This window comes from Lactivibrio alcoholicus, from assembly GCF_055390895.1.
In genome coordinates, this window is sequence record NZ_AP042471.1 from 1,798,564 (window position 1) to 1,823,381 (window position 24,818).

The following is a 24,818-nucleotide window of genomic DNA, read 5'->3' on the forward strand; positions in this document are numbered from 1 at the left end:
TTCCCTAGAAGGCCAAAAATGCTCTTACAACGACATAAACCGTTACGGCAAAGGTGATAATCAACCCATTAATGATCATAGCCTTTAAATCGTTCGAGCGGGCAAGTCCCATCTCTGCGACCATATCACCCCCAGGGAAGGCAAAGAAAGTCATCTGAGAACCTACCAGAAGCACAAGAGCCCAAATAGTCATAGGAATGCCGAGTTGCTGCAGAAGTGGAAGGAACATTTCGTGGATGACCTTGACTTGGGCAACAGCGGCTCCCGGAATCCCAAACACCCCGACAAGGGTTGAGAGTGTGACAAAACCGACAGGTCCGCTTTTTTCGATCAGCGGCTGCATCGCATTGGCAAGAGCAGTGAAGGCACCGGTATCGGACACGAATTGAATGAAAGGGTTGAAGAGCACGAATAGAAAGAAGAGCCACACCAATCGACTAGCGCCTTTAGAGATGGAGTCGAAAATTTCGTTGATCGAGAGTTTGGCCGCAAATCCCGTCACTATTGAGGTAATGAGCATGACTGCGACCGCAAAGCTAGATCCTCCTTTTATTTTAATTCCATAAATGACCAGGGCCGCCATGGCCGACAGAAATACGATCGTTGCGCGGTTCACGTTGCTATCGGGTTTCCATTCCTCCATCCGAAGGCTCTCGAGGTCTTCAGCGGTGTACATGCTCTTCCCTGTCGTCCTTTTCTGGATTTTGAGCGCGACAAAAAAGGTAATAACCCACATGATGATGGAGACGGGGAGTCCTGCATTGAGAAGAATCTGAGGATAGGTTATTCCTGTAAAGCCCATGAGGGCCACGACGGGCGGGGTGAAGGGGCCAAGGAAAAGCCCTGTGGCTCCAGCGCCGTGAAAGACAACGGCCAAAGTACTGGGGGTGATTCCAACCGCAGCGACAATAGGAATGATTATCGGGGCGAGGATTGCGTTTGCCCCGGCCAGTGTCCCTAAGAGACTTACGAGCAGAACGGAAGTTGTCATGGTTACGAATATGGCCCGTTTCGGGGTATTGACGCCAAGCTTTTTCGTTACGAAATAAACGATATTACGTACAACACCGGTACGGTTTAAAACCTCACCCAACCCTGCGCCTAAAAGAATAATCAATCCAACGAAAGTTAGAAAAGATCCAAGTCCTGCTTGAATGGCCTTTGCTGTACTCATCAGTGTTTGTCCACTTAGAATCGCGCCAAGAAACACCGCTATTGATACGCATGAAAGTTGGTTGAAACGAGTAAATGATAGAACAACATAAACAACTAAGGGTAACAACCCCCAAAGCGATGGATGAGAAAGCATTGCTCTGCCTCCTTCTTCGTGTTTTGTGGTCCTTTATGGATCTTCTAAAAGGAGTGCTTTAATGCCTTCTGTTGAATAGTTCTCCCCCCCTTTCTTTTGTGATTTCTTCGAATACCTAGGCGTATATGCCTTTTTGAAGCAGCATTTTATTCCGCTGTAAGAATATTTCTTTTGATGACAGTTGGGCCTTTTTTGCATACGTTGCTATTATGCCGTTCAATACAGTCATAGGGGCAACGTAAGAATAGAAGGGAGCCTTGTTGGGGACCATAAGAGAAACGGTCGATATGGGGACAAGGGGAGATTGAATGGAATCTGTTAGGGAGATTACAGGGGAGCCTTTTTCATGAGCAAAAAAGGCAAGCTCTATTGTGCGTTGGTAATAACGGTGAAAGGATATTACGAAAACCGCATCTTTTGGAGATAAATCTTCCATGCGTTCGTAGGCGTCATCCGCGCATGAATTGAAAAAACCAAATTTTTTGTCCAGCTGGCGCAGTAGAAAGCCAGCATAGTGAACCAGAGAGTAGGTGCTTCTTCCGCCAAAAAGAAGCAAGGTGTCTGCATTTAGGATGATTTCCATGGCTCTTCCCAATTCTTCTCCCAGATCCGAGGAGAGCATGAGGGAGATGTTTTCTTGATCGAGGGCGCAAATCATTTCGAAAGCTTCTTTGGTTTCTAAAGGACCATTAAAAGATTCCTTAAGTTTCTTCATTGGTTCGTTTTCTTCGCGAAAAAGTTTTTGTACTTCTCGACGCAACTCCGGATATCCGGTGAAACCAATCTTATGTGCGAATCTAACCACCGTAGCGCTGGATATGCCCAGATGGTCTCCCAGTTGCTTTGCTGTCAAGAAGGCCAAGCTCCCAGGGTTCGATAAAATCTCCGCCGCGATGAGACGATGCTGTCTGGATAAGCTGGAATATTCCGACCTAATTGTCTCAAGCAGGTCGCTTATGTTTCGTACCTCCCTTCGATATGCAATGTCTGTTGCATTTAGAAAGTTACATGTAATATATATTGCATATGACGGCGTGCTGTCAAGCCACGGAGTTTCACCTTCTGGAAGTCTGAACCACAGATTTATGCCATTTTCTTTCGGTTTTGTGGTTTCCCGAGATCTTGCACTCGACTCCGGGATGAAGTCAGGTTTTTGTTGTACTTCTATATGCCCGAGGATGCTGTCGTCAGGCGACTGGTTTTGCTACTCTAAAACTGACCACTTTAGAGTCAAACTAGCCGAAAATTGACCACCTGACCATTGCTTCGGGTATCATCGGCGGGAACGCATATAGTGGTCCCAGAAAAATGGACCGAAGGATAAGGTAAAATCGAAGGATCATACATCCGGGGATGAGAGCGACAGATGACGACGCTACGAAAGCGTTACACTGCGGAATTCAAGGCGCACGTGGCTTTTGAGGCCTGCAGGGAAGACAGGACGCTTGTACAGCTTTCCAGTGAATTCGGGGTCTCCTCCGAACAGATCTGTCGATAGAAGAAGCTTCAGTCCGAAGCGGGGCGAATCTTCGCGGAAAAGCAGGATGCAAGGACGCCGGAAGAAGTAACGGCTCCGCTCTATCAGGAAATCGGTCGGCTGAAAATGGAGCTGGACTGGATGAAAAAAATGCCCGCCTCTCTCTTGAAGAAAAAAGACGGCTGATAGAGCGGGATCATTCCGTCTTCAGCATCCGGCGGCAATGCGAACTTCTCGGACTCAACCGGTCGAGCCTCTACATTCGTTCGCGGATGGAGCCGTGGATCGAGAGCGACGAAAACCTGAAACTCATGGCGCTCATCGACAGGCAATACATGAAGACGCCGTTTTTCGGCTCCCGTCAGATGTCGTCGTGGTTGAGACGGCAGGGATACGCCGTCGGGAGAAAGCGAATCCGGCGGCTGATGAAACTCATGGGACTTCATGGAGTCACTCCCGGCCCCGAGACGAGCAGAAAGTACCCGGAAAATCGGGTATATCCCCGTATCTTCTGAAAGACATCGCGGTAGAAAGAGCCAACCACGTATGGAATTCGGACATCACGTATGTGCGGATGTCGGGAGGATTCATGTACCTCACGGCGGTCATCGACTGGGGAACGCGTTACGTCCTTTCCTGGGAGCTGTCCAACAGCCTTGAAAGCTCTTTCTGTCTGAAGGCGCTGCGCGAATCGCTGGATCGGTACGGAAAGCCGGACATCTTCAACACGGACCAGGGGAGCCAGTACACGAACGGGGAATTTACGGACGCGCTTCTGGAATCAGGATCAGCATCAGCATGGACGGAGGAGACAGGGCGTTTGACAACATCTTCACGGAACGGCTCAGGAGAAGCGTGAAATACGAATGCATCTATCTCAACGGCTACGAGACGGTTCCCGAACTTACCGAAGGACTTGGGAAATGGTTTCGGTTCTATAACGAAAAGAGGCCGCACTCGTCATTAGGAGGCGATAGGACGCCTCAAGAGGCATACTTTGGAAAAGCATGACGTCTTCACAAAACCACCTTTGATTCTGACTGACTTAGAAGAAATTTTGGCCCTTGACTTGGGGACCACTTCAGCTGGCGGAAAGCCTGGACAAGGCCGCGCTCAAAAAGAACCTGGAAGATATCGCGGCGCAACGCTGGGCGGAGGTCGATGGTGCGGAGAAGGCGTTGGCTATCGGAACGCCCGAAACGATCTCCAAAGATTCATCGGAGATCGACAAGGAGTTTTTCGACTACTATCGCAAGCCGCGCGGCCACCATCCACGATCGACAACAGCCTGGCTGCGTACGAGCGATGCCGCACTGATACTGTTTTGGTCATTCGAGCACCTTGGCTGGATTTCTCCGCGCCCCGTGTTGTTCATTGCCGGAGAGCATGCGCATTCGCGCATCTTCAGCGAGCACGCCTTCAGGAAAACGTCGGAACCGAAAGAGCTTTACATCGTTCCCGGTGCGGGCCACGTCGATCTCTACGACCGGGTGGACCTCATTCCGTGGGACAAACTCACGACCTTTTTCACTAAGCATCTGAAATAGAGCGATGCGGGAAAACATGCCTGCCGGACAATGAAGTCACGAATTTTTGGAACCCAGGTTCATGCCTGGGTTCCCGTTCGTTTTCAAAAGTTCATAAAGGGAGGGAGCGTTATGGGTAAAAATGTTTTGGTGATCTCCGCTAGCCCGAGAAAAGGAGACCAGCTATCAAAAGTCAAGGGATCAGGTTAGGAAGAGCAGCAAGAAGGAGGTAGGGGATTTTTTTCGAACATGATGCAGCTTGAGAGCCGCGGCATTCGCGGCCGCGCTCATGTTGAAGGAGATAGGGGATTTTTTTCGAACATGATGCGGCATTGCACCTTGACAGCAAAATAGAGCCCGGAAAAAGAGCAAGCGAAACCATCCCGTTCCTGAAGGGGAGCGGGAAGCGGCGGGAAATTCTGTCGGCTCGGGATCAGGCTTCGGGAATCATTCGGACCTCATAGGGTCTGTTCGCCTTCAGAATCGCGAAAATGGCGTAGGTGAGCTTTCTGGCGACGGCGCCGATAGCTGTGCCGTAGGCTTTCCCCTCGCTTCGTTTCTTTTCGTAGAAGGCCTTGAATACGGGATCGAAGCGGGCGGCGACAACAGCGGACATCCAGAGGGCTCTCCTCAGATGAGGCGATCCCCTTTTCGAGAACCGGTTGTGAGTTCCGGAGAAATTGCCGGACTGCATCACAGTGGGATCGATGCCCGCGAAAGCGACGAGCTTTTTGGGATTCTCGAAGCGGTTGATGTCTCCGATCTCGCCCAGGATGATCGCTCCCGTTGCGGGGCCGACGCCCGGAATGGAGAGAACGACCGAGTTCAGCTTCTTCAGTTGTCGGGCGAGCTTTTCGTCGATCTCGCCGATCTGCCTTTCGGTGAACTCGATCCGCTCGATGAGGATCTTCAGCCGGAAAGCGAAGGCGTCCCGACAGAGAGTCATTCCGACGGAACGTCCCGCAAGCGAATTGATCTCGTCGGCCTTTTTCGCGCCGTGTCGCCCTCTGCTCGCCTTTCGCAACAACGCGGCCAGAGACTTCGTATCGAGTTCCAATGCCTGTTCAGGCGTTCCGCAGGTTTTGAGAAAGGCCTTGGAGCCTTCACCGAACATATCGGAAAAGAGCGAGTCGTACTCGGGAAAGACCTGGTCCAGAACGGTGACGACCTGACGCTTGTAGTCGGCGCAGCTGTCCTTGAGCGATTCGCGGAAACGGGCCGGATTGCGGAGCGCGAGAACATCCTCGTCGGCCGGACGGGTCTCGGAAAACTTGCCGAATCGCATGACCTCGGCGATGAGAAAACAGTCGACCGAGTCCGTTTTCACCTGTCGGATGTGAAAGTTCCGAAAACTGTCGGATTGAATCGGATTGATGACATGAAGCCTGAAGCCCTTTCCGTGCGGGAAGGAATACAGGGCAAGCCAGTAGTGCCCCGTGGCTTCCATTCCGACGCACAGATCCTCGTTCTCTCCGACTTTCTGTTCGAGGAACTGCGGCAGCGAGGAAAAACCTTCCTGATCGTTGAAGAACCGAAGGGATTTTCCCCGGCGAGCGCCATCCTCGTCGACGAGCCCGGCTTCGTGATTGTTTTTCCCGATATCGATTCCAAGATACAGCATGACGCACACTCCATACGGTGAATTTGCAGGACATCCTCACGCTCCTGCGGCGCACAACCTCCTTGGACAGACGGAGACGGCCGCAGGCGGCCCCAACATCCAGCTCATTCGTGCAACGCCGCAAGAGGCGAGGCGCCAAACTCCTTTACGAGACTTGCATCCCAAGAGATGAAACGGCGACTCTCACCCTGCATACCTCTATTATCGTCGCAACTCTTCGGGCTCTTTGCTGTCCCAGTTGCAACTACTTTATTCTAGGAGGAAATTCCGATACGCTATGTGATGAATTCATTCGCGGCGCTGAGGAAGCGGGCCATAAAGCGGAAAAGGTGTTCCTGTGCGATCACAAGATACATTATTGCACCGGAGGTGGCGCATGTCAGAGCTCGCATGAATGCATCCTGAAGGACGACATGGCGGACGTGCTTGACAGGATGGTACGGGCCGACTTTATCGTTATGGCGACCCCCGTGTATTTTTACACGATGAACGCACAGATAAAAACGCTTATCGACCGCACCGTCCCAAGATATACGGAAATTTCGGGCAAGGACTTCTATTTCATCGCGACGGCCGCCGATACGGACCGGAGGATGTTGGAGCGAACCATCGAAGGCTTCCGCGCGTTTACAGACGATTGTCTGACAGATCCGCATGAGAAGGGCGTAATCTACGCTGCGGGAGTCTGGCAAAAAGATGACATCAAGGGGCATCCGGTGATGAAGCAAGCGTACGAGATGGGCAAGACGATCGGATGAGGAGTGAATGACATGAACGTACATCGTCTATCGGATGGTGCGGTGTTTCCGAGAGGACAGATACTGTTGGTCACCGGCAGACGAGGATGGTTTCAACAGGAGGGAAAGGAAGCCCGGGAGCTTCATCCGGGCGATGTAGTACGGATTCCGGCAAACGTCAGGCATTGGCACGGTGCTGCAAAAGACAGCTGGTTTTCCCACCTTTCTATCGAAACGAATTGTCACGCGGGGCCCGTAGAATGGATGGACCTGTATCCGATAAGGACTATGACGAATTGAAATGATTTCCTGGCCATTGGATTGATGCCGAACAAAACAGGGAGGCCGCCCCATTCCGGGGAGGCCTCCCTGTTACATCGTGTTTCTTGACTGCTAATGATTATGATGTTATAACGATTAGCAAGCGCATCCGCTCCAGATGCCGGAAGGTGGAATTCTTATGGCGACATCGGTTCCGCTGCACTCCAAAATCTACGACGACATTCGGCAACAGATCGTCGACGCGCGTCTACGTCCCGGAGATATGCTGCCCCAGGAAGCAGAACTCCAGCGGCTCTACGGCGCAAGCCGGGCCCCGGTCAGACAGGCGATGGGACGGCTGGAGCACGACGGCCTGATCGTCCGGATGCAGGGCAAGGGAACGTTCGTTACGGACCGGTCCAAAACGATGCGCTGGCTGCTTTTCGCCGGCTTCCGCGATTTCTACAAAAACCATTTCGACGAACTCTCATGCAGAACGATATCGATCGAATACGAAGATCCCGATCCGGCGACGCACGCCGCCCTGCGTCTACATGACGGGCAGAAGGTCCTTCGCATCGTGCGCGTCCGAAACTGGAAGGGACTTCCCGTGTTTGCGATCAACACGTTTCTTCCCGATACGATGAATGCGGAGCCCTTTCGACGAGCGGGTGCCGTCTTCAACATTACGGATGTTCTCCGGGATAGCTTTTCAATTCACCTCGAAACAGCCGAAGAATATGTCACAGCCGTCCTCGCCGACGAAGAAACCTCCCGTCTGCTCGACGTGAAAAGCGGTTCCCCGCTTCTTCACATCGAGCGGTTCAACTACGACCAATCCCGCACCGTCGTCTATTTCACCCGTTACTACGCCCGAAGTGACATTGTCGAGTACCGTTCCGTCTTCGGTGCAAACGCGGACGAAACGGCAGCACGGGAGACGAAGAGCGCGCCGACTTCGCCGATATAGCCGTACGCGTGTATTCCACCGATCCGGAAGCATCCGTGAACGTTGCTATTTCAAAAAATAGAAGGGGGTTTTCAGGTGATCATCCGCGACTCGGTGAAGACGATTCCCAACGAAACACTTCGACTCTATGCAGATGTGGACCCCGCGACGATAGGACACATGTCGCACTTCGGTTTTGCGACGGCCGAGTTCCGGACGTCCATCCCCGGCGGACGGGTGATCGGGCGCGCCGTGACGGTCCGGCTCCCGTCAATGGACTCCACGTTGCTTCACAAGGCTCCGGAGTTCGTCGGCCCGGGAGACGTTCTCATGATTGACCGTGCGGGCGACATGCAGTACGCATGCCTCGGAGGAATCGTGGCGTACGCACTCAAGCTCGCGGACGTGGAGGCCGTCATCGTGGACGGGGCTGCGACCGACATTCAGGAGATCCGCGAGATGGGGCTTCTGGTGTTTTATCGGCGTCTTTCGGCGATCACGACCCGGATTCTGGGCATTGAGGGGGAGCTGAATACGATCGTGAGTTGCGGCGGCGTTCTCGTCACGCCTGGCGATATCGTCGTGGCGGACGAGAATGGATTCGTCGTCATGCCGCCGGAGAACGCGATCGGTATCCTGAAGGAGGCGCAGGAAAGACAACAGAAGGAGCCGGAGAAAAAGGAACTGTTGCGAAAGGGTACAAGGCTGGCCGATATCTCGAAGGCCAACGCCCTGCTTCGGGGAAGCTGGGCGGTGAAATAGCGAACGTCGCACACGCACCATCATCGTAAAGGAGGAAGAGATGATGAAGAAACGCTGTTTGTCCCTCGGTGTAGCTCTTGGAGTCGCGCTGGCCGCGATGATGTGCGGCTTCCCCGACCGGTCGGAGGCGGTCGTCCGGATGAAGCTCGGCATGAAGATGACGGAGTCGCATCACGAAGGCGTCGCGCTGCGACATTTCGCGGATACGGTAAAAAAGCGCACGAACGGCGAAATCGTGATCGACATCTATTACGGCGAGGTGCTGGGCGACTCCAAGAAGCAGATTGAGAACATGATTCATGGGTTGCAGGACTTCTATGCGGAAGGGTATTCGTTCTACGACGCATATGTTCCCGAGTTTCGCGTGATCGGGGGCGGCGTGCCGTATCTATTCAAGGACAACGACCACTACAAGCGGTATCTGTTGAGCGACATGCAGAAGGATATCGAGCAGCGGCTCGTCGAAAAGGCGGGGCTTCGGATCATGAACCGCGACAAGAATTGGCTTCGCGGTCCGTACCGCGTCCTTGCGACGAAAAAGCCCGTTCTCTCGTTGGGGGATCTGAAGGGGCTCAAGTTGCGAATGGCCTCGGCACCTTTGTCCGTGAAGGCGTGGGAACATCTCGGAGCGTCCGTGATCGTCCTTCCCTACTCCGAGACGTATCTCGCGCTGAAGCAGGGAACCGTCGATGCCGTGACGTGCCCCGTGACCGACGCCCTCTATCAGAAGTTTTGCGAGGTCGCGCCCCATCTGACCGTGACGCACGAATACCAGCAGCAGGTCGCGGTGGTCATGAACGAGAAGCGGTTTCAGAGCCTGACGAAGGAGCAGCAGGAGATCCTCTACGACGCGCTCCGCGAGGCCGGCGACATCTGCACGAAGCTGGCGATCGAGAATGGCGAGAAGCTCGTGAAGGAAATGAAGGAGAAGTACGGAGTAACGTTCCACGAGGTCGATCTCGCCCCGTGGCGGGAGAAGATCGCGACGTTCATCCCCGAACTCGAAAAGCAGGGAACCATCCCAGCGGGATTCGTCGAGAAGGTGTGCGCCATCCAATAGAGAGTCTTTTGCGAACGTCGGAAGGGGCACAGTCATGCGATCCCTCCGACATACGAGAAACGGGGTTGGTGACATGCGGGAGTTACTGAACGCGGTGAAACGCGCGCTGATAGTCGGAGTCTCCATCCTGTTGGGCGTGAACGGCATTCTGATGATCCTCATCGCCACGCTGCAGATCACCTCGCGAGCGTTGGGACATCCGGTCGCCTGGACTGTGGAACTCCTTCTGTTCCTCGGCCTGTACTCGATCATCCCGGGAACGGCCGTTTCCTTTCTTCGCGGGGAAGAGGTCGAGATCGACTTCTTCGTGAATCTGCTTCCGAACCGTCTGAGTCTCTGGCTCGCTCGTCTCGTGGCGCTCGTGGGAGTCGTGTTCGGAGCGATGCTGATCGCCTCCACCCTCAAATACCGCGAGATCGTGGTGATGGCGAAACCCGAACAGTACTTGCCGCTGCCGCCTGAGGCCAACATCTGGCCGCTCTACTTGCTGGGGCTGTGCATCGCATGGCGTATGGCCGAGAAGCTGCTCGGCGTGGGCGTCGGACCGAAGGGTCCGCTCGAATTGGCGGAGGACGTTCTCTGATGGTGTCCCTGGGTCTCCTTGTCTCGCTCGTCGCGCTTCTCTTCTTGAAAGCTCCGATCCCGGTCGCCATGGGGACGTCCGTCCTCGTCGCATGCTGGCTCGGGGACTATCCCATCCATATCCTCGCGCAGGGCGTCATCGAAGGATCCATGACGTGGAGTCTGCTTTCCATCTTCTTCTTCATTATGGCGGGCAACATCATGAACGCCTGCGGAATCGCGGAGCGGATCTTCTCGTTCGCGCGTGTCTGCGTGGGACATTGGAAGGGCGGACTTGCCCACGTCAACGTGTTGTGTTCCATGATCTTCGCGGGCATTTCGGGCTCCGCTGCGGCCGATTGCGCGGCGCTGGGGCCTATCGAGATCAAAGCGATGACCGACTCCGGCTACGACCTGAAGTACAGCACGGGTGTCACGCTTGCGTCGTCGATGCTCGGCCCCATCATTCCTCCAAGCGTTCCGTTCATCCTCTATGGCGTTATTGCGAACGTCTCCATCGCGAAGCTGTTCCTCGCAGGCATCGGCCCTGGAATCGTCATCGGCGTTGCGCTCATGCTTCAATGCGCGTGGATAGCCCATCGCCACCCGGACAAATTTCCGCTGGGCGAGCGGATTCCTATGCGCGACCGCTTCGCGGTTTTCAAGACATCCATATGGGCGCTCCTCGCTCCCGTGATCATTCTGTTCGGAATGACCACCGGATTCATAAGCCCGACGGAAGCCGGAGTCGTTGCGGTGCTCTATTCGCTCGCCCTCGGGCTCGCCTACGGGACGCTCAATCGCAAGTCTCTCTGGAACGTCATCGTGTCGTCGATGTTCACGGCTGCGAACAGTCTCATCCTGTTCGGCATCGCGTCCACGATGTCGTATATCCTGATGCTCGAACGTACGCCCGTCCTGCTCGCCGAATACGTCCTGAGCCTCACGAGCAACAAGTGGGTGATTCTGATCCTTGTCAACGCGCTGATCCTCATGCTGGGAACGATAACGACCGCGGCGAGCATCATCATCCTGCTCACGCCGATCCTCGTTCCCCTGATGCAGCAAATCGGGGTGGATCCCGTACAGCTCGGCGTCATCCTCGCGTTCGGAGTCACGATCGGCATCGCAACGCCGCCGGTCGGCATCGGCCTGTTTGTCCTCTCGGACGTGACAAAACAATCCGTCGAGGACGTCGTGGAAGGCGTCGCTCCGTTCCTGTCCATCCTGTTCGCGCTGCTGTTTCTGCTGTCGTTCGTACCGCAGATTTCCATATGGCTTCCATCGGTGTTGCTTCCGTATTAGGCCGAAACGGATTCATTGAACGCACATTTTTCGGGAAAGAAGGGGAAACGGCATGTTGATGAAGGAAATGAACCTGGTCGATTACCGGAACGAGATTCAGAAGACGCACGCGATGCTTCTTCCGATCGGGGCGTTCGAGGTGTGGGGGCCGCACCTTCCGATCGGCGCGGATACGCTGGTGGCGGAGGAGATCGCAGAGCGCATCTCGAAGAAGATCGGCTGGATCGTGGGGCCCTGTCTGCCCGTAGGGTATTCGGAAAGCCTGTATTTCAAGGAGGGCGGCACCGTCTCGGTCCGTCCGGAGAGCCTGAAGACGTACCTCGAGGACGTCCTCGACAGCCTGATCGAGACCGGCGTCACGCGGTTCTGCTTCGTCAGCCCGCATCTCGGCAACGTCCCCGTGGTGACGCAGATCGCCATACATCTGCGCAAGACGCGAAACGTCAAGTGCTGCCTGATCGACTGGTGGCGCATCATCCAGCCGCTGTGCGCGAAGGAGGGCATCCTTCAGTACGACGGGAAGATGGCGCACGGACACGCAAGCGAGGCGGGGACCTCGACGTTCCTGTATCTCCGGCCCGACCTCGTCAAGATGGATCGCGCGATCCGGGTCGACCCCGTTCCCGACGAGTATCCCGATATCCCGCGCTTCACGCTGACGAACGAACTGTACACGGAAGCGGTCGTCGGAGACGCGACGATCGGAACCAGGGAAAAGGGCGAGCAGATCGTCAACAAGACCGTGGATCGCGTCGTCGGGTTCCTGAGGCAGTGGAAGTAAACGAATCCCATTTCGAGAGGAGAGGACGCGCCATGAAGAAATGTCTCGCAGCAGCGCTTGCGTGCCTGTGTTTCTGCGCGCTCGCCGTTCCGTCGTCCGCGGAGTTCAAGCCGGAGTACAAGCTGAATTGCAACCTGACCGAGAACACCATCTGGGGACAGGGCACGGCGATGTTCGTCAAGCTCGTCCAGCAGAAGACGAACGGGAAGCTCAACATCAAGCCGTACTATTCCGCGCAGCTTCTGAGCGGAAAGCAGAGCAATGAACTCCTGATGCTGCGCAACGGCACGATCGACTTTTCGTACGCCGGTCCCGCGAACTGGGCGACGCAGCTTCCGTCGATGAACCTGTTCACGCTCCCGTGGTTCATCGCGTCGAGCGGCAATACGCAGAAGGCCATGGAGGCCATCGTCCACGGCAAGGCGGGAAAGATGCTCGAGGACATCGCGGCCAAGGCCGGCGTGACGGTCTTCGGGTGGGGGTACAACGCGCCTCGGCAGCTCCATTCCAACAAGCCGCTGCGGACGCCGGAGGAAATGAAGGGCGTGAAGATCCGGTTCGTCTCGTCGCCGCTGTACAAGGATACGCTCGAAGCGCTCGGAACGAACGGCGTCAACATCAACTGGAGCGAAGCGGTGACTGCGTTCCAGCAGGGGATCGTGGACGCGGGGGAGAACCCCTACAACGTCATCATCCCGTACCGGGTCTACGAGTTCCACAAGTTCGTCACCGAATGGAACTACACGTGCGCCGCGATGGCGTTCGTCGCGAACTCGAAGGTCTGGGCGTCGTTCGACGCGGACACGCAGAAGATCCTCCGCGAATGCGCCGAGGAGGCGGGCGTCTACACGGGAATGCTGAATCAGCTCGGCTTCGACGACGGAAGCGCGTACAAGTGGCTGGAAGCGCGGAACCTCCTTCCCAACGATGAGAAGGTCATTCCGCGCGATCCCAGAAAGCTGCTCGCTGACAACGGCGTGACGATCCACACATCCACGCCCGAGGAGATCATGGCGTTCCGGAAGGCGACGAAGGGCGTCTTCGAGAAACACATGAAGCTGGTGGGCGAGGATCTCGTGAAGGCGGCCGAAGAGGACATGCGCGCCGCGGGACTGACGATCCGGAAGGTCGAGTGACGACCGGCGGAGAGGGGGCGGCCCCCCTTTCGTCCCCTCCCCGCCCGTTCGGTCCCTGTATCCGCAACGGAGGTGAAGAAGTGAACGCATTGCGGTACCTGTCGAAGAACTTCGAGAAGATCCTCACGGCGATCATTCTCTTATCGATGTCGTCGTTTGCCTTCATCAATGTCATTTCGCGATACGTGGTCAACCTGTCGTTGAATTTCACGGAAGAACTGAACCTCTATCTGTTCGTCTGGCTCGCGTTTCTCGGCAGCGCCTGGGCGTGCCGCGACGGCGCGCACATGTCCGTCAGCATGGTCTACGACATGTTTCCGAAGCCGGTGCGCGCGGTCCTGTACGCGCTCATCCAGGCGGTAACGGTGGCGTTTTTCATCGCCCTCGGCTATTGCGGTTACGCCGAGATCCTCGACGAGATAGCCCTGAATGCGATGACGGAGACGCTCGTCATCCCCGTCTGGTGGTTTACGAGTTCGATTCCGATCGGGTCGGCGCTCATCGTTCTGAGGACGTTGCAGCGAACGTTTGAGGACTTCGCGCATGGAACGTACTGACGCGCGGGGAAGGATATTTCCGATATGAAGACGCTGTTTGCGGATCCCGCTTTCTGGCTTCTTTTCCTGTTCCTGGTCCCTCTCATGCTCAAGCTTCCCATAGCGATCGCCATGGGAGTGTCCGCCGCCGCCATCATCTGGGTCTACGACCTCGGATGGCAGAGCATTTCGTACTCGTTCTTCGCCAATATCGCGAAGGTGCCGCTTCTGGCGATCCCCTTCTTTATTCTGGCCGGGGCGATCATGGAGCGCGCGGGCATTGCGGAAAGGCTGATCAACTTCGTCAAGGAGTGCGTCGGCAGCATTACGGGAGGGCTCGCGATCGGGGCCATCCTCGTCGCGACGTTCTGGGGCGCGATCAGCGGCTCGGGACCGGCGACCGTGGCCGTCATCGGGGTCATCATGATCCCGGGAATGGTTGCGGCCGGATACGACAAGGCGTTCGCGACGGCCGTCGTCAGCTCCGCATCCGGCATCGCGATCATCATTCCGCCGAGCATCTCGTTCATCGTGTACGCGTCGATCACGGGAACGTCGATCGGCGCGATGTTCGCGGCGGGATTCATTCCCGGCCTGATCATGTCCGCGTGCCTGTGCGCCGCGGCGTGGTTCACCTCGCGCAAGAACGGGTGGAAGGCGGAGCCGCGCAAGGGAAATTTCCTGCACGCGCTCAAGGAAGCGTTCTGGGCGATCCTGTCCCCCGTGATCATCCTGGGCGGCATCTACGGCGGCGTCTTCACGCCGACCGAAGCGGCGGCGGTGTCCATATTCTACGGCGTGTTCGTCGGCGTGTTCATCTATCATACGCTCACGTGGAAGGTCTTCTACGAGATGCTGGCCTTCTCGGCGAGCACGAGCGCCGTCGTCATGATCCTCATCGGCATGGGAGGCCTCTACGCGTGGGCGGCGCAGACCGTCGGCCTGATAGACAAGGCCGCCTCGGTCATCCTTATGGTTTCCGACAATCCGAACGTGGTGCTGCTGCTGATCAACGTCATCCTGCTGATCGCCGGAATGCTTATCGGCGGAAACTCCATTTTTTACATCTTCATCCCGCTGTTCATGCCGATCGTCGCGCATTTCAAGTGGGATCCGATATGGTTCGGCGTCATGTGCACCGTGAACATCGCTATCGGGCAGATCACGCCGCCGGTCGCGTCGAACCTGTTCGTCGGCATGAGCATCAGCAAGCTGTCGATGGAGGAACTCGCCCCGAAGGTCATGCCGTTCGTGGTCGCCTCGATCGCGGCGCTTGCGATCATCGCGGCGTTCCCGGAACTCACGCTGTTCCTGCCGCGCATGTGGGGGATGCTGTAGGCCGCTTCGTGGCCGTTGTGCGACGACGAGGCGCAAACGAGAGGAGAGGTGTGTCGTGTCGAGATTCGTGATGGCCGCCATTCAGATGGATTCGCAGGCGGACAAGGAACGCAACTTGGACGTTGTGGAGAAATTCGTCGCGGAAGCCGCGCGGCGAGGCGCGCAATTCGTGTCGATGCCCGAGAACGTGCATTACATCGGGACGAAGGAAGGGACGTTCGAGAATGCGGAGCCGATCCCCGGCCCCATGTCGGAGGCGTTCTCGTCCCTCGCGAGGCGGTACGGCGTCTGGCTGCACTGCGGGAGCATCGGCGAAAGGATCGAGGGCGAAGAACGGCTCTACAACACGTGCCTTCTGTTCGATCCGAAGGGGAACCTTGCGGGACGGTACGAGAAGATCCACCTGTTCGACGTCGATATCAAGAACGGCCCCTCGACGAGGGAGTCGGATACGAAAAAAGCCGGGAAGTCCATCCGGGTGTGCGATACGGACTTTTGCAAGGTCGGCCTGTCGATCTGCTACGACATGCGCTTCCCGGAACTCTATCGCATCATGGCGCTTCGCGGGGCGCGCATCATGTTCGTTCCGGCCAATTACACGCTCTTCACCGGGAAGGATCACTGGGAACCGATCCTCCGCACCCGCGCCATCGAGAATCAGTGCTATGTCGTGGCTCCGGCTCAGATCGGAAAGAAGCCCGCTTTCCAATCCTACGGAAGGTCGATGGTCATCAACCCGTGGGGCGTCGTCCTCGCGACCGCGGAGGACCGGGAGTGCGTCATTTACGCCGACATCGACCCGGATTACGTCGATGTCATCCGGGCGCAGCTTCCGAGCCTTCCGAACCGCCAACCCGAAGCATACGTGTGGTGACGGCGAAAACAGGCCCCCGTCGCGGATGATGCGGCGGGGGCCTGTCATTCGGCGTTCCGTGCGGGTTACTTATTCATCGACAGGACCAGATTCACCATCCTGAGGAAGTAGTCGTTGAAGTCCTTCGTCGCGTCCTCGCCCTTTTCGACCTTGGGCCGGACGGCGTAGATGAAGCGCCGCCACTCGTCGTTGACGCCGGCCTCGTAGAACTCGCTGTAGCGGAAAGCCTCCTTCTGCGTCCGGTAGACCGTGCCATCCATGAGCGCCTTCGGCGTCGCGTTCGCGCCCATCAGGAACGGGATGGAGTAGCCGTAGGCGGGCAGCGTCACGAAGACCGTCGTCAGCTTTTCGGGGTGCTTCGGGTCGATCAGGAAGGTCGAGCTGGACTGCGCGCGCGGCAGATTCCAGATCGCGGGGTGTTTCGAGACCTTTTTGACCAGGTGGCGCGGATTGCGGTCCATACGGTTCGCGCCGTGCTCGAAGCGTCTTCCGGCGACATGGATGTGACCTTCTGCTGCTTCTCCGAAAGCGACCTCGCCGCGTACGAGGAGTTGCTGTCGCGGCCCTCGGCCTGAGGCGGGCGCGATGATCGACGACATCGTCCTCGGCAAGAAGGAGCGCATCGACGAGTGCGTGCGGCGAATCCGGACGTATATGGAGGGGCTTTCCGATCGGGGCGGTTTACGATAGCGCCCGAAACGACGTGATCGCATGTAACACTGTATCCTTTGGCCCATTTTTCTGGGACCACTAGACCTCTTTTTTCTCCTAAAAAATACCACTTGACAATATCTTGCTTAATGGTATTTTTTAAAAAAGGGGGAGGGGAGCGACCATGAATCTACAGATACTTGCCCAAAATGTAAGGCGTTTGAGGACTGCGAAGCGCTTGAGCCAAAGCGCACTGGCGGACGACGCGGGACTCTCCTTGCCGGCGATAAAAAGCCTCGAACTCGCAAAGAACGAGCCGCGGATGAGGACCATGCAGGCGATTGCCAAGGCCCTCGATGTGAAGCTTCAAGAACTTTTCCAGCCGGTTCGGGAATTGCGCACAGTCCGTTTCCGTTCGGCGAAGCGGATGCATAATCGCGAGAATATCTTGGCCGAGGTGGCGAAGTGGCTCGACGATTTTAATTTCCTTGAGGAGATTTTCAATAAACAGATTCCGTTCAACCTTGGCGCTGTCCGGAAGCAATGCTCCAGAGAGCGCCTTCCTGAAGCGGCCGGACTTTGCCGGAAAAAGCTGGGATTGAAGACCACCGAGCCCATCCACGATATCTGTGGCCTGCTCGAAGACACGGGTGTGAAGGTTTTTCCGGTCCCCTTGGCTTCCGATAGTTTCTTCGGCCTCTCTGTGGGCGAGGAGGATGGTGGCCCGGCGGTTGCCGTGAACGTTTGGGAGCGGATTTCGGTGGAAAGGCGCATTTTCAGCGCCGCCCATGAACTCGGCCATCTCATGTTGCATCCCGATGCCTACGACGTCGCTAAAGTCGATGAAAGCAAGGATGAGGAACAGGAGGCCGACCGTTTCGCCGGGCATTTTCTGATGCCGAACGAGGGATTTCGCAAGGAATGGAATGAAGCAGCTGGATTGCACTTCGTGGACAGGGTCTTTAAAGTCAAGCGTATTTTCCGGGTTAGTTACAAGACTGTTCTCTCGCGTCTCCTGGAAGATGGGGCCGTAGACAAATCCATTTGGATGAAGTTCAACATAGCCTATCAACAACACTTCGACCGGAAGCTTTCCTTCAAGGAAGAGCCGATGGGCATCGATCCCGCGGAGCCGTTCGGGATGCAACGGTTCGATTTCTACGAAGACCGATTCAAACGCCTGACAAGGGAAGCGGTGGAAAAAGACAAAATATCGCTCAGCCGCGGCGCAGAGATGCTTCGGATCGGCATCGAGGAGATGCAGGACCTGTTCCAGAATTGGGAGGTCATTCTGTGACACGAAGCCCCGCCCCCCGCAAGTTGATGATCATGGACGCTTGCGTGTTGATCGATTTCATCAAAGCGGAGCGGACCATACTGGAACTTGTGGTGAAACATATCGGCTCGCTGTACGTGACCAGCCCGGTCGTCGACGAGGTTAACGAGATCGATGATGAAAACGAACTGGTAGCCTTAGGACTGAACATCATCGAGCCGGAAATCGAAGATGCATATGCGGCGGCTGGCCGATCTGGACCGTTATCGTTCGAGGATTGGCTGTGCCTGCTTACGGCGAAACGGCATGGATTTACATGCGTGACAAACGACAAGAATTTACGGAAATTGTGCGAACAGGAAGGGGTCTCTTTGCTCTGGGGGCTTGAGCTTGTGGCCGAACTCCACAAGGTTGGCGGAATCACCGGCAAAGAGGCGGAGGTTTTTGCACAAGCCGTTAGGTGCTCGAATCCCAAGCACACCACCGAGAGGATCGTCTCGCGTTTTGCGGATCGCATTCGGTTGCAGGAAAGTCGCAGATTCCGCACATGAAGATCCGGAAATCTCAGACCTGGAGCATTGAAACGGCGACGATTCGGCAGCGACGAGGCCACCCCTTCTTCAAGGGCGGCCTCGCTGTCTTTCCTCGTCTTGTTGCTGTAGTTACTTGTTCATCGACAGAACCAGGTTCACCATCCTGAGGAAGTAGTCGTTGAAGTCCTTCGTCGCGTCCTCGCCCTTTTCGACCTTCGGACGGACGGCGTAGATGAAGCGCCGCCACTCGTCGTTGACGCCGGCCTCGTAGAACTCGCTGTAGCGGAAGGCTTCCTTCTGCGTCCGGTAGACCGTGCCGTCCATGAGCGCCTTCGGCGTCGCGTTCGCGCCCATCAGGAACGGGATGGAGTAGCCGTAGGCGGGAAGCGTCACGAAGATCGTCGTGAGCTTTTCGGGGTGCTTCGGGTCGATCAGGAAGGTCGAGCTGGATTGCGCGCGCGGCAGGTTCCAGATCGCGGGGTGCTTCCCGACCTTCGGCGAGTTCACGAGTTCGACCGTGATCTTGCCGTAGTTGTCGATGAGCGCGTCTTCGGGGGAGCCGTAGTCGTTCTCGCGAAGGATCGTGAAGGCGATGCCCTTGTAGGTCTTTCCGCCCTTCACGAGCGACGGGTCCATGTTTTCTTCGACGATTTTGTAGCAGTTGTCGGCGATCTGGAGCACCTTGCCCCTCGCGTCGGCGAAGAGGTAGTTCGTGCCCCACTTGCCGCTCGCGATGTACCCCTTCTCGACGAACGAGTGCAGGACGGCCTTGGCCTCGTCGACGTTCGAGCAGTGCTCGGCGATGTAGCGCGGGACGTAGTGGTTCATGAATCCGTCGTACTTCGGCGGCTTGACGTCCGGCGTCTCGCCCTTGTACGGCTCGACGTACCATTCGTTGGGCTGCCACTGCGACGGGACGTCCGCCGCGCCCGCGAGTCCCTTCTCGTTGACGAAGAACGACACGCCCGTGTCGGCCGTTCCCATCTCTCCGAAGAATTTGAAGGGCTTCTTGCCGCCGGGCGTCGTGTCGGTGATTTTCTTGAGGTAGCCGGCCTGGAGGTCGGGGGCGGTCTCGCGCGTTTTGTGGAAGATGATCTGTCCGTTCTTTGTCGCGGGCGGCGTGACGGCGAACGAGGTGCAGCCGACGCCCTTGTAGAGCAGCGCGAGGTCGCGGTAGCGTCCGAACGTGAAGGCGATGTAGAGTTCGCGGTCGATCTTCACGGTGTCGGCGATGGCGTTGAGTTCATCGATCCAGTAGGGGCAGTCGATCTTGCCCGACAGTTCGATCGAGAGCTTCGCGAAGTTCCGAAGCTCCTTTTCCTTGTCCTTCGCGCGCGCGAGGAACGCGTTGTAAGCCTTGAGGATGGACTCTTTGTTCACCTCGCCCCACATGGTTCCGACCTGGACCGCGCTCCCCTCGAGGACGAGGACGTCCTGCGACGGTTCGGCCGCGAAGGCTGCGGGACACAGCAGGAGCGCCAGAAGCGCCGACAGCGTGACGAGACGTTTCATTCACGTGCCCTCCTTTTCTTCCGATAGACCCGAAAGCCGGGTTCGTTCGCGCCGGCTATTCGACGAACGACGGCAGGTGTTTCCTTTCGAGGTCCCTGAATCCGTCGAAGCCGACGAGGTTCTTGAAGTCCGCGAACGGAACGACGAGGTCGGTCCGTCCCTCCGCGATCCGGTCGCCCTTGATCGCGTCCAGATATTCGCGCATCCCGCGGACGGCCGCGAAGAGCGGACCGACGGGGATGCTCACGCGCGCGACGCCGAGCTTCCGGAGGGTGTCGATGGAGACGAGCGGCGTCTTGCCTCCGACGACGGCGTCCATGAGGTTGATGCTGACGGGGGCCTTGATTTCCTTCACGACGCGTTCGATCTGTTCCACGGCGCGCGGGGCCTCGACGAAGATGAGGTCGGCGCCCGCCTCGGCGTAGGCGTTTCCGCGCCGGATCGCTTCGTCGACGCCCGCGACGGCGATGGCGTCTGTCCGGGCGTTGAGGACGAAGTCGGGGTCGATTTCGTCGCGCGCTTCGGCGCAGGCTTTGATTTTGAGGACCATCTCCCCGAGCGGGATGATCTGCTTGCCTTCGAGGTGGCCGCAGCGCTTGGGAAAGACCTGGTCCTCGATGTTCATCCCGGCGGCGCCGGCCCTGATAAATTCCCGCGTGACGTGCATCGCGTTGATGCTGTTGCCGTAGCCCGTGTCCGCGTCGGCCATGACCGGGACGTTCACGGCGTTCACGATGTTCCTCGTGAAGTTCAGGACGTCGCTGAAGCCGATGAAGGCCATGTCGGGGAGGCCGAGATACGTCGCCGAGAGGCCGAAGCCGCTCACCTGGAGCGCCCTGAAGCCGCTCTGTTCGATGAGCTTCGCGGAGATGGCGTCGTGCGCGCCGGGGCAGACGAGGGCGTTTCGTTCGAGGATGTACTTCTTGAGAAGCGATGTCTTTTTCACGGGTTATGACCTCCGGTCGATGTCGTTGTTCAGGGGGACCGGCGCGGCGAGGAGCACCTTCCGGTCGATGAGGCACGCGATGGCGACGATCCCGAGGCCGATCACGGAGACGACGTTCTGCGGGAAGAGCAGCATCAGTCCTCCGATGAAGAACGCGACGCAGATCGCCGCGTTGGTCACGAGGCCGTTCCGGTGGCTGAAGAGTCCGTACGCGATGGCAATGGCGCCGATGAATGCGGTTGCGCCGTGCATGAGGACGTCGACTATCGGGGCGCGCCCCACGAGGGCCGGGTTGAGCGCGAAGAAATAGGGCAGGATGAACGCGACGGCTCCGAGCTTGACGGCGAAGAACCCCGTCTTCACCCAGTCGGCCTTCGCGATGCCCGCGGCGGCGACGGCCGCAGTGCAGGTCGGGGGCGTCACGCCGCCCAGGATCGCCCAGTAGATGAAGAAGAAGTGCGCGGCCACAGGGTCGACGCCGAGCTTGAGCAACGGCGGGACGAGGATCGAGACCGAGAGGACGTAGGTCGGCACGGTGGGCAGCGACGTTCCGAGAAGGAACGGCACGATCGTCGCGATCATGAGCGAGAAGTACATGTTGGTTCCGCCGACCTGGAGGATGACGCCGCTGATCTTGGGGGCGATCCCCGTCAGGCCGATGAGGTTGACGACCATGCTGACCGAGACGAGGATCGGGACGATCGAGGCGACGTCGCGCCCTCCTTCGGCCAGCGCGTCGATGATGAGCCGGAGCGTTCCCTTCAGGTCGCGCTTCCGGAGCCCGAGCAGGAAGAAGACGCCGAGCGCCGAGAGGCATGCGTAGAACCCCGCGAGCTGGAGCGGCTGCCCGATTCCGATGAGCCAGAGGAGGATGCCGGTGGGGACGAGAAGTCCTGCGAGACGTTCGAACGTGAGGATGTCCCGCCACTTCGGGATGTCTTCCTCGGGGAGCTTCCGGATGCCCATCCGCACGGTGCGGAAGTGGACGCCGCTGAACACGCCCGTGTAGTAGAGGAGGCACGGGAGCAGCGCGTAGCCGATGATGTAGAAGTACGAGATGTTCAGGAACTCCGCCATCATGAACGCGGTGATGCTCATGATCGGCGGGGTGATCCCCCCGCCCGACGACGCGATGGCCTCGACGGCGCCCGCGAACTCGGGCCGGTAGCCGAGCTTCTTCATGAGCGGAATCGTGTACGTCCCCGTGACCATGACGTTCGCGACGGCGCTCCCCGAGATGCTGCCGAACAGCGCGCTCGACACCACCGCAGCCTTCGCCGGGCCTCCGACGTATCGTCCGGTGAGCGCGAGCGCGATGTCGATGAATGTCTTGCCGCCGCCCGTCGCCGAGAGCAGCGAGCCGAAGACGATGAACATCGAGATGAACGTCGCCGACATTCCGGTGACGCTCCCGTAGATCCCGAGCGGCGAGTAGTAGAGCGAGTTCGCGACGTATTCCAGGTCGATGCCGCGCAGCTTCCAGATCCCCGGGAACGACGACCCGGCGACGATGTATCCGAGCAGCAGGAAGACCATGATCGGGATGGCGATTCCGACGGTGCGCCGCGCCGATTCGAGGACGATTACGATGAGCGCCGCGCCGAGCGCGAGATCGAGCGTCCCGGCCCCGGTCATTCCCGTGTAGATGTCCATGGCTTTCAGGAAGGCGTTCGCGTTGGCCGCGATCAGAAGGACGATGATCGCGACGTCGGCGATCGCGATGCTCCCGGTCGGGGCGTCGTCCGTCCGCTTGCGCCCGAACGGGAAGTTGAGGAACGCGATGGTCAGTCCGAACGCGACGTGAATGGCCCGGAACTGGATGTCGAGCAGGCCCGTGAGGTAGATCGGGCCGAAGAGCTGGAAGAGTGCGAGCAGGATGCCGAGGACGAAAAGAACGGTGGTTCTGGTCTTCCCGGATATGATGAATGACACGCGCCATCCCTCCTGTTCGGACGCCGGGCCGCGATCCGGGGGAAAAGCGGCCCGGGCCCCGGCGCTGCGGATGCTATTTCCCCGTGTACTCCGGCGGAATGAAGCGCTTCGGAACGTCGATGCCCCGTTCCTTCGCGTAGCGGATCAGTCCGGCGTGGGCGGGCACGACGTCGTCGCCCGCGTACTTGAAGTAGTCCGCGACGGGGTCGAATCCCTTGACCGGCGCGTACGCCGCCGCGACCTCATCGAATCCCTCGTAGTACGCCTTCACGATCTTGTAGGCGACCTCCTCGGACATCGCGGTCGTCGCGACGGCCCCGGCGATCGGGCACTCCTCCCAGATCGGCCCGACGTCCGGAAACTCCTTGATGCTCCCCTTCGGGCGCTCGAGGAAGCTCATGTACGGGATGTCCTTCTGGATCTTCGCGACGTCGTCCTTCGAGTAGCCCACGACGGTCAGCGGCGTCGTCAGGTTGACCTCGATGAGCGACGAGTCGATGTTGTTCAGGCCGCTCGACTTCTGGAGGCCGACGATCCGCCCCTCCTTGAGGGCGTTCACCGCGTCGCCGTAGGCGGACGGGACGAGCTGGATTCCGTATCCCAGGATCGTGTTGTACTGCATGACGTACGCGCCCGAGGCCGAGCCCGGGATTCCGGGGTTGAACTTCTTCCCCTTGAGGTCGCCGAACGTCGTGACGCCCGAATCCTTGCGGACGTACAGCCGATCGGCGAAGACGTTCCGGACGAACAGCCACCGGACATTCGTGAATGCCTTGCCCTTGAAACCCTCGATCCCCTTGTACAGCTGGAGGGTTCCGGGGAGGTCGATGGCGAGCGCGAAGTCGAAGACGCCCGAGCTGATCTTCCGCAGATTGTCCATTCCCGCGCCGCTTTCGACGACGGTGACGTTGACGCCGTTCTTCGCCTTGTTGATGACGTTCGCGGCGGCCACGCACCACGCGTAGACGCCGGAACTCGAGGACGTGCTGCCCATGTTCAGGTGGATGTCCTCGGCGAGCGCGGCTCCGCCCGTGAGGGCGAGCGCGAGAAGCGAGACGACGAAAATCCGGGAGAAAACCCTGGTGCGCTGTTTCATGCCTGTATCCCTCCTGTTCGTGTCTTTTCCGGGTGCGCCTGAGAAAAGAGTTCCGCAGGGGTTTCCGAACGCCTTTGACGAGTGTCCGTCCCGTCACTCCCTCCCTTCGGTCGATGCGCGGCGTCCCGGGGCGTTCCCGAGGACGAAGCCGCCGTACTTTTTGAGGTACTCCACGAGGCCGCCCTCGTTCAGGATGTCGAGCATGACGGGCGAAAGCGGCGTCATGCGGACCGACAGCCCCCTGTCGGGAAGTTCGACGGTCGTGTTCGCGACGTCGACGACGAGACGGTCCCCCTCTCCGATCGCGTCCGTGTCGCAGAGGAACGCGGGGATTCCCTGGTTGATCGCGTTGCGGAAGAAGATCCGTGAGTACGACTTCGCGAGGACGGCGGCGATCCCGGCGCAGCGGATGGCGATCGGGGCCTGCTCTCGCGACGATCCGCAGCCGAAGTTCCGTCCCGCGACGATCATGTCGCCTGCGCGGATCGTCTTCGAAAAGCCCGGGATGAGATCCTCGAGAAGATGCTCGGCGAGCGAGGAGAAGTCGAGCGTCTTCGTGTACTTTCCGGCGATGATGTAGTCCGTATTGATGTCGTCTCCGACGCGCCGGGCCCGGCCGTTCAGGATGCTTTGCATTTC

At 58.0% G+C, this 24,818-nt stretch carries 24 protein-coding genes and 1 pseudogene; 16 read left to right on the top strand and 9 right to left on the bottom strand.

Features of this window, described 5'->3' with window-relative positions; genetic code table 11:
• Positions 1-4: 4 nt before the first annotated feature.
• Together ACZ5IU_RS08340 and ACZ5IU_RS08345 are read right to left on the bottom strand one after the other, a co-directional pair.
• Complete coding sequence (locus ACZ5IU_RS08340) at positions 5-1,309, bottom strand: GntT/GntP/DsdX family permease (protein WP_464416202.1); 1,305 nt, start codon at positions 1,307-1,309, stop codon at positions 5-7.
• A 115-nt stretch (positions 1,310-1,424) separates the two neighbouring features.
• Complete coding sequence (locus tag ACZ5IU_RS08345; protein ID WP_464421865.1) at positions 1,425-2,489, bottom strand: MurR/RpiR family transcriptional regulator; 1,065 nt, start codon at positions 2,487-2,489, stop codon at positions 1,425-1,427.
• Between the two features lie 186 nt (positions 2,490-2,675).
• On the opposite strand from ACZ5IU_RS08345, the pseudogene ACZ5IU_RS08350 reads away from it, so the two are divergent.
• Together ACZ5IU_RS08350 and ACZ5IU_RS08355 are read left to right on the top strand one after the other, a co-directional pair.
• Positions 2,676-3,797, top strand: a pseudogene (locus ACZ5IU_RS08350) (IS3 family transposase).
• A 53-nt stretch (positions 3,798-3,850) separates the two neighbouring features.
• On the top strand, positions 3,851-4,333 hold the full coding sequence (locus tag ACZ5IU_RS08355; protein WP_464416204.1) for an alpha/beta hydrolase: 483 nt from the start codon (positions 3,851-3,853) through the stop codon (positions 4,331-4,333).
• A gap of 412 nt (positions 4,334-4,745) precedes the next feature.
• Here the strand turns inward: ACZ5IU_RS08355 and ACZ5IU_RS08360 are convergent, their stop codons facing one another.
• The gene (locus tag ACZ5IU_RS08360) at positions 4,746-5,933 is read right to left on the bottom strand and encodes an IS110 family RNA-guided transposase (RefSeq protein ID WP_464416206.1); all 1,188 of its coding nucleotides are present in this window, start codon (positions 5,931-5,933) and stop codon (positions 4,746-4,748) included.
• A gap of 17 nt (positions 5,934-5,950) precedes the next feature.
• On the opposite strand from ACZ5IU_RS08360, the gene ACZ5IU_RS08365 reads away from it, so the two are divergent.
• The 11 genes from ACZ5IU_RS08365 to ACZ5IU_RS08415 all read left to right on the top strand — a co-directional run bounded on the left by ACZ5IU_RS08365 (position 5,951) and on the right by ACZ5IU_RS08415 (position 16,233).
• On the top strand, positions 5,951-6,691 hold the full coding sequence (locus tag ACZ5IU_RS08365; RefSeq protein WP_464416208.1) for a flavodoxin family protein: 741 nt from the start codon (positions 5,951-5,953) through the stop codon (positions 6,689-6,691).
• A 439-nt stretch (positions 6,692-7,130) separates the two neighbouring features.
• Positions 7,131-7,901 carry a GntR family transcriptional regulator gene (locus ACZ5IU_RS08370; protein WP_464416210.1) on the top strand — a complete coding sequence of 257 codons (771 nt, stop codon included), beginning with the start codon at positions 7,131-7,133 and terminating at the stop codon, positions 7,899-7,901.
• A gap of 75 nt (positions 7,902-7,976) precedes the next feature.
• Positions 7,977-8,642 carry an RraA family protein gene (locus ACZ5IU_RS08375; protein WP_464416212.1) on the top strand — a complete coding sequence of 222 codons (666 nt, stop codon included), beginning with the start codon at positions 7,977-7,979 and terminating at the stop codon, positions 8,640-8,642.
• A gap of 43 nt (positions 8,643-8,685) precedes the next feature.
• The gene (locus tag ACZ5IU_RS08380; protein ID WP_464416214.1) at positions 8,686-9,702 is read left to right on the top strand and encodes a TRAP transporter substrate-binding protein; all 1,017 of its coding nucleotides are present in this window, start codon (positions 8,686-8,688) and stop codon (positions 9,700-9,702) included.
• A 73-nt stretch (positions 9,703-9,775) separates the two neighbouring features.
• A complete protein-coding gene (locus ACZ5IU_RS08385; RefSeq protein ID WP_464416216.1) occupies positions 9,776-10,285 on the top strand; it encodes a TRAP transporter small permease in 510 nt (169 codons plus the stop codon).
• Positions 10,285-11,568 (top strand): TRAP transporter large permease, encoded by a 1,284-nt coding sequence (locus tag ACZ5IU_RS08390; protein ID WP_464416218.1) that lies wholly within the window; start codon positions 10,285-10,287, stop codon positions 11,566-11,568. The genes ACZ5IU_RS08385 and ACZ5IU_RS08390 overlap by 1 nt, the downstream gene beginning before the upstream one ends.
• Positions 11,569-11,620: 52 nt before the next feature.
• Complete coding sequence (locus tag ACZ5IU_RS08395; protein ID WP_464416220.1) at positions 11,621-12,349, top strand: creatininase family protein; 729 nt, start codon at positions 11,621-11,623, stop codon at positions 12,347-12,349.
• Between the two features lie 32 nt (positions 12,350-12,381).
• Entirely contained in the window at positions 12,382-13,485 is a 1,104-nt protein-coding gene (gene dctP, locus ACZ5IU_RS08400) for a TRAP transporter substrate-binding protein DctP (protein ID WP_464416222.1), read from the top strand.
• 80 nt (positions 13,486-13,565) lie between these two features.
• On the top strand, positions 13,566-14,042 hold the full coding sequence (locus tag ACZ5IU_RS08405) for a TRAP transporter small permease (RefSeq protein ID WP_464416224.1): 477 nt from the start codon (positions 13,566-13,568) through the stop codon (positions 14,040-14,042).
• A 24-nt stretch (positions 14,043-14,066) separates the two neighbouring features.
• Entirely contained in the window at positions 14,067-15,359 is a 1,293-nt protein-coding gene (locus ACZ5IU_RS08410; RefSeq protein ID WP_464416226.1) for a TRAP transporter large permease, read from the top strand.
• Positions 15,360-15,414: 55 nt separating this feature from the next.
• On the top strand, positions 15,415-16,233 hold the full coding sequence (locus ACZ5IU_RS08415) for a carbon-nitrogen hydrolase family protein (protein WP_464416228.1): 819 nt from the start codon (positions 15,415-15,417) through the stop codon (positions 16,231-16,233).
• A 65-nt stretch (positions 16,234-16,298) separates the two neighbouring features.
• Here the strand turns inward: ACZ5IU_RS08415 and ACZ5IU_RS08420 are convergent, their stop codons facing one another.
• Positions 16,299-16,694, bottom strand: coding sequence for a hypothetical protein (locus tag ACZ5IU_RS08420; RefSeq protein ID WP_464416230.1), 396 nt, complete (start codon positions 16,692-16,694; stop codon positions 16,299-16,301).
• Here ACZ5IU_RS08420 and ACZ5IU_RS08425 point away from each other — a divergent pair.
• From ACZ5IU_RS08425 to ACZ5IU_RS08435, 3 genes are all read left to right on the top strand, one after another.
• Entirely contained in the window at positions 16,674-16,808 is a 135-nt protein-coding gene (locus ACZ5IU_RS08425) for a hypothetical protein (protein WP_464416232.1), read from the top strand. The genes ACZ5IU_RS08420 and ACZ5IU_RS08425 overlap by 21 nt on opposite strands.
• A gap of 260 nt (positions 16,809-17,068) precedes the next feature.
• Positions 17,069-18,181, top strand: a complete 1,113-nt coding sequence (locus tag ACZ5IU_RS08430; RefSeq protein WP_464416234.1) for a helix-turn-helix domain-containing protein — start codon at positions 17,069-17,071, stop codon at positions 18,179-18,181.
• The gene (locus ACZ5IU_RS08435) at positions 18,178-18,711 is read left to right on the top strand and encodes a PIN domain-containing protein (RefSeq protein WP_464416236.1); all 534 of its coding nucleotides are present in this window, start codon (positions 18,178-18,180) and stop codon (positions 18,709-18,711) included. The genes ACZ5IU_RS08430 and ACZ5IU_RS08435 overlap by 4 nt, the downstream gene beginning before the upstream one ends.
• A gap of 111 nt (positions 18,712-18,822) precedes the next feature.
• Here the strand turns inward: ACZ5IU_RS08435 and ACZ5IU_RS08440 are convergent, their stop codons facing one another.
• The 5 genes from ACZ5IU_RS08440 to ACZ5IU_RS08460 form a co-directional block, all read right to left on the bottom strand.
• Positions 18,823-20,205, bottom strand: coding sequence for a C45 family peptidase (locus tag ACZ5IU_RS08440; RefSeq protein ID WP_464416238.1), 1,383 nt, complete (start codon positions 20,203-20,205; stop codon positions 18,823-18,825).
• 55 nt (positions 20,206-20,260) lie between these two features.
• Positions 20,261-21,151, bottom strand: coding sequence for an isocitrate lyase/PEP mutase family protein (locus tag ACZ5IU_RS08445; RefSeq protein ID WP_464416240.1), 891 nt, complete (start codon positions 21,149-21,151; stop codon positions 20,261-20,263).
• Between the two features lie 3 nt (positions 21,152-21,154).
• Positions 21,155-23,083, bottom strand: coding sequence for a TRAP transporter permease (locus ACZ5IU_RS08450; protein ID WP_464416242.1), 1,929 nt, complete (start codon positions 23,081-23,083; stop codon positions 21,155-21,157).
• Between the two features lie 73 nt (positions 23,084-23,156).
• On the bottom strand, positions 23,157-24,179 hold the full coding sequence (locus ACZ5IU_RS08455) for a TAXI family TRAP transporter solute-binding subunit (RefSeq protein ID WP_464416244.1): 1,023 nt from the start codon (positions 24,177-24,179) through the stop codon (positions 23,157-23,159).
• Positions 24,180-24,272: 93 nt separating this feature from the next.
• Positions 24,273-24,815 carry a LeuD/DmdB family oxidoreductase small subunit gene (locus tag ACZ5IU_RS08460; protein ID WP_464416246.1) on the bottom strand — a complete coding sequence of 181 codons (543 nt, stop codon included), beginning with the start codon at positions 24,813-24,815 and terminating at the stop codon, positions 24,273-24,275.
• Positions 24,816-24,818 lie beyond the last annotated feature (3 nt).

Excerpts from the sequence above, each read along its gene's own strand:
- ACZ5IU_RS08340 (WP_464416202.1), bottom strand. The coding sequence starts at position 1,309 with ATGCTTTCTCATCCATCGCTTTGGGGGTTGTTACCCTTAGTTGTTTAT.
- ACZ5IU_RS08360 (WP_464416206.1), bottom strand. The coding sequence starts at position 5,933 with ATGCTGTATCTTGGAATCGATATCGGGAAAAACAATCACGAAGCCGGG.
- ACZ5IU_RS08370 (WP_464416210.1), top strand. The coding sequence starts at position 7,131 with ATGGCGACATCGGTTCCGCTGCACTCCAAAATCTACGACGACATTCGG.
- ACZ5IU_RS08380 (WP_464416214.1), top strand. The coding sequence starts at position 8,686 with ATGAAGAAACGCTGTTTGTCCCTCGGTGTAGCTCTTGGAGTCGCGCTG.
- ACZ5IU_RS08385 (WP_464416216.1), top strand. The coding sequence starts at position 9,776 with ATGCGGGAGTTACTGAACGCGGTGAAACGCGCGCTGATAGTCGGAGTC.
- ACZ5IU_RS08390 (WP_464416218.1), top strand. The coding sequence starts at position 10,285 with ATGGTGTCCCTGGGTCTCCTTGTCTCGCTCGTCGCGCTTCTCTTCTTG.
- ACZ5IU_RS08395 (WP_464416220.1), top strand. The coding sequence starts at position 11,621 with ATGTTGATGAAGGAAATGAACCTGGTCGATTACCGGAACGAGATTCAG.
- dctP (WP_464416222.1), top strand. The coding sequence starts at position 12,382 with ATGAAGAAATGTCTCGCAGCAGCGCTTGCGTGCCTGTGTTTCTGCGCG.
- ACZ5IU_RS08410 (WP_464416226.1), top strand. The coding sequence starts at position 14,067 with ATGAAGACGCTGTTTGCGGATCCCGCTTTCTGGCTTCTTTTCCTGTTC.
- ACZ5IU_RS08420 (WP_464416230.1), bottom strand. The coding sequence starts at position 16,694 with ATGGACCGCAATCCGCGCCACCTGGTCAAAAAGGTCTCGAAACACCCC.
- ACZ5IU_RS08430 (WP_464416234.1), top strand. The coding sequence starts at position 17,069 with ATGAATCTACAGATACTTGCCCAAAATGTAAGGCGTTTGAGGACTGCG.
- ACZ5IU_RS08440 (WP_464416238.1), bottom strand. The coding sequence starts at position 20,205 with ATGAAACGTCTCGTCACGCTGTCGGCGCTTCTGGCGCTCCTGCTGTGT.
- ACZ5IU_RS08455 (WP_464416244.1), bottom strand. The coding sequence starts at position 24,179 with ATGAAACAGCGCACCAGGGTTTTCTCCCGGATTTTCGTCGTCTCGCTT.
- ACZ5IU_RS08460 (WP_464416246.1), bottom strand. The coding sequence starts at position 24,815 with ATGCAAAGCATCCTGAACGGCCGGGCCCGGCGCGTCGGAGACGACATC.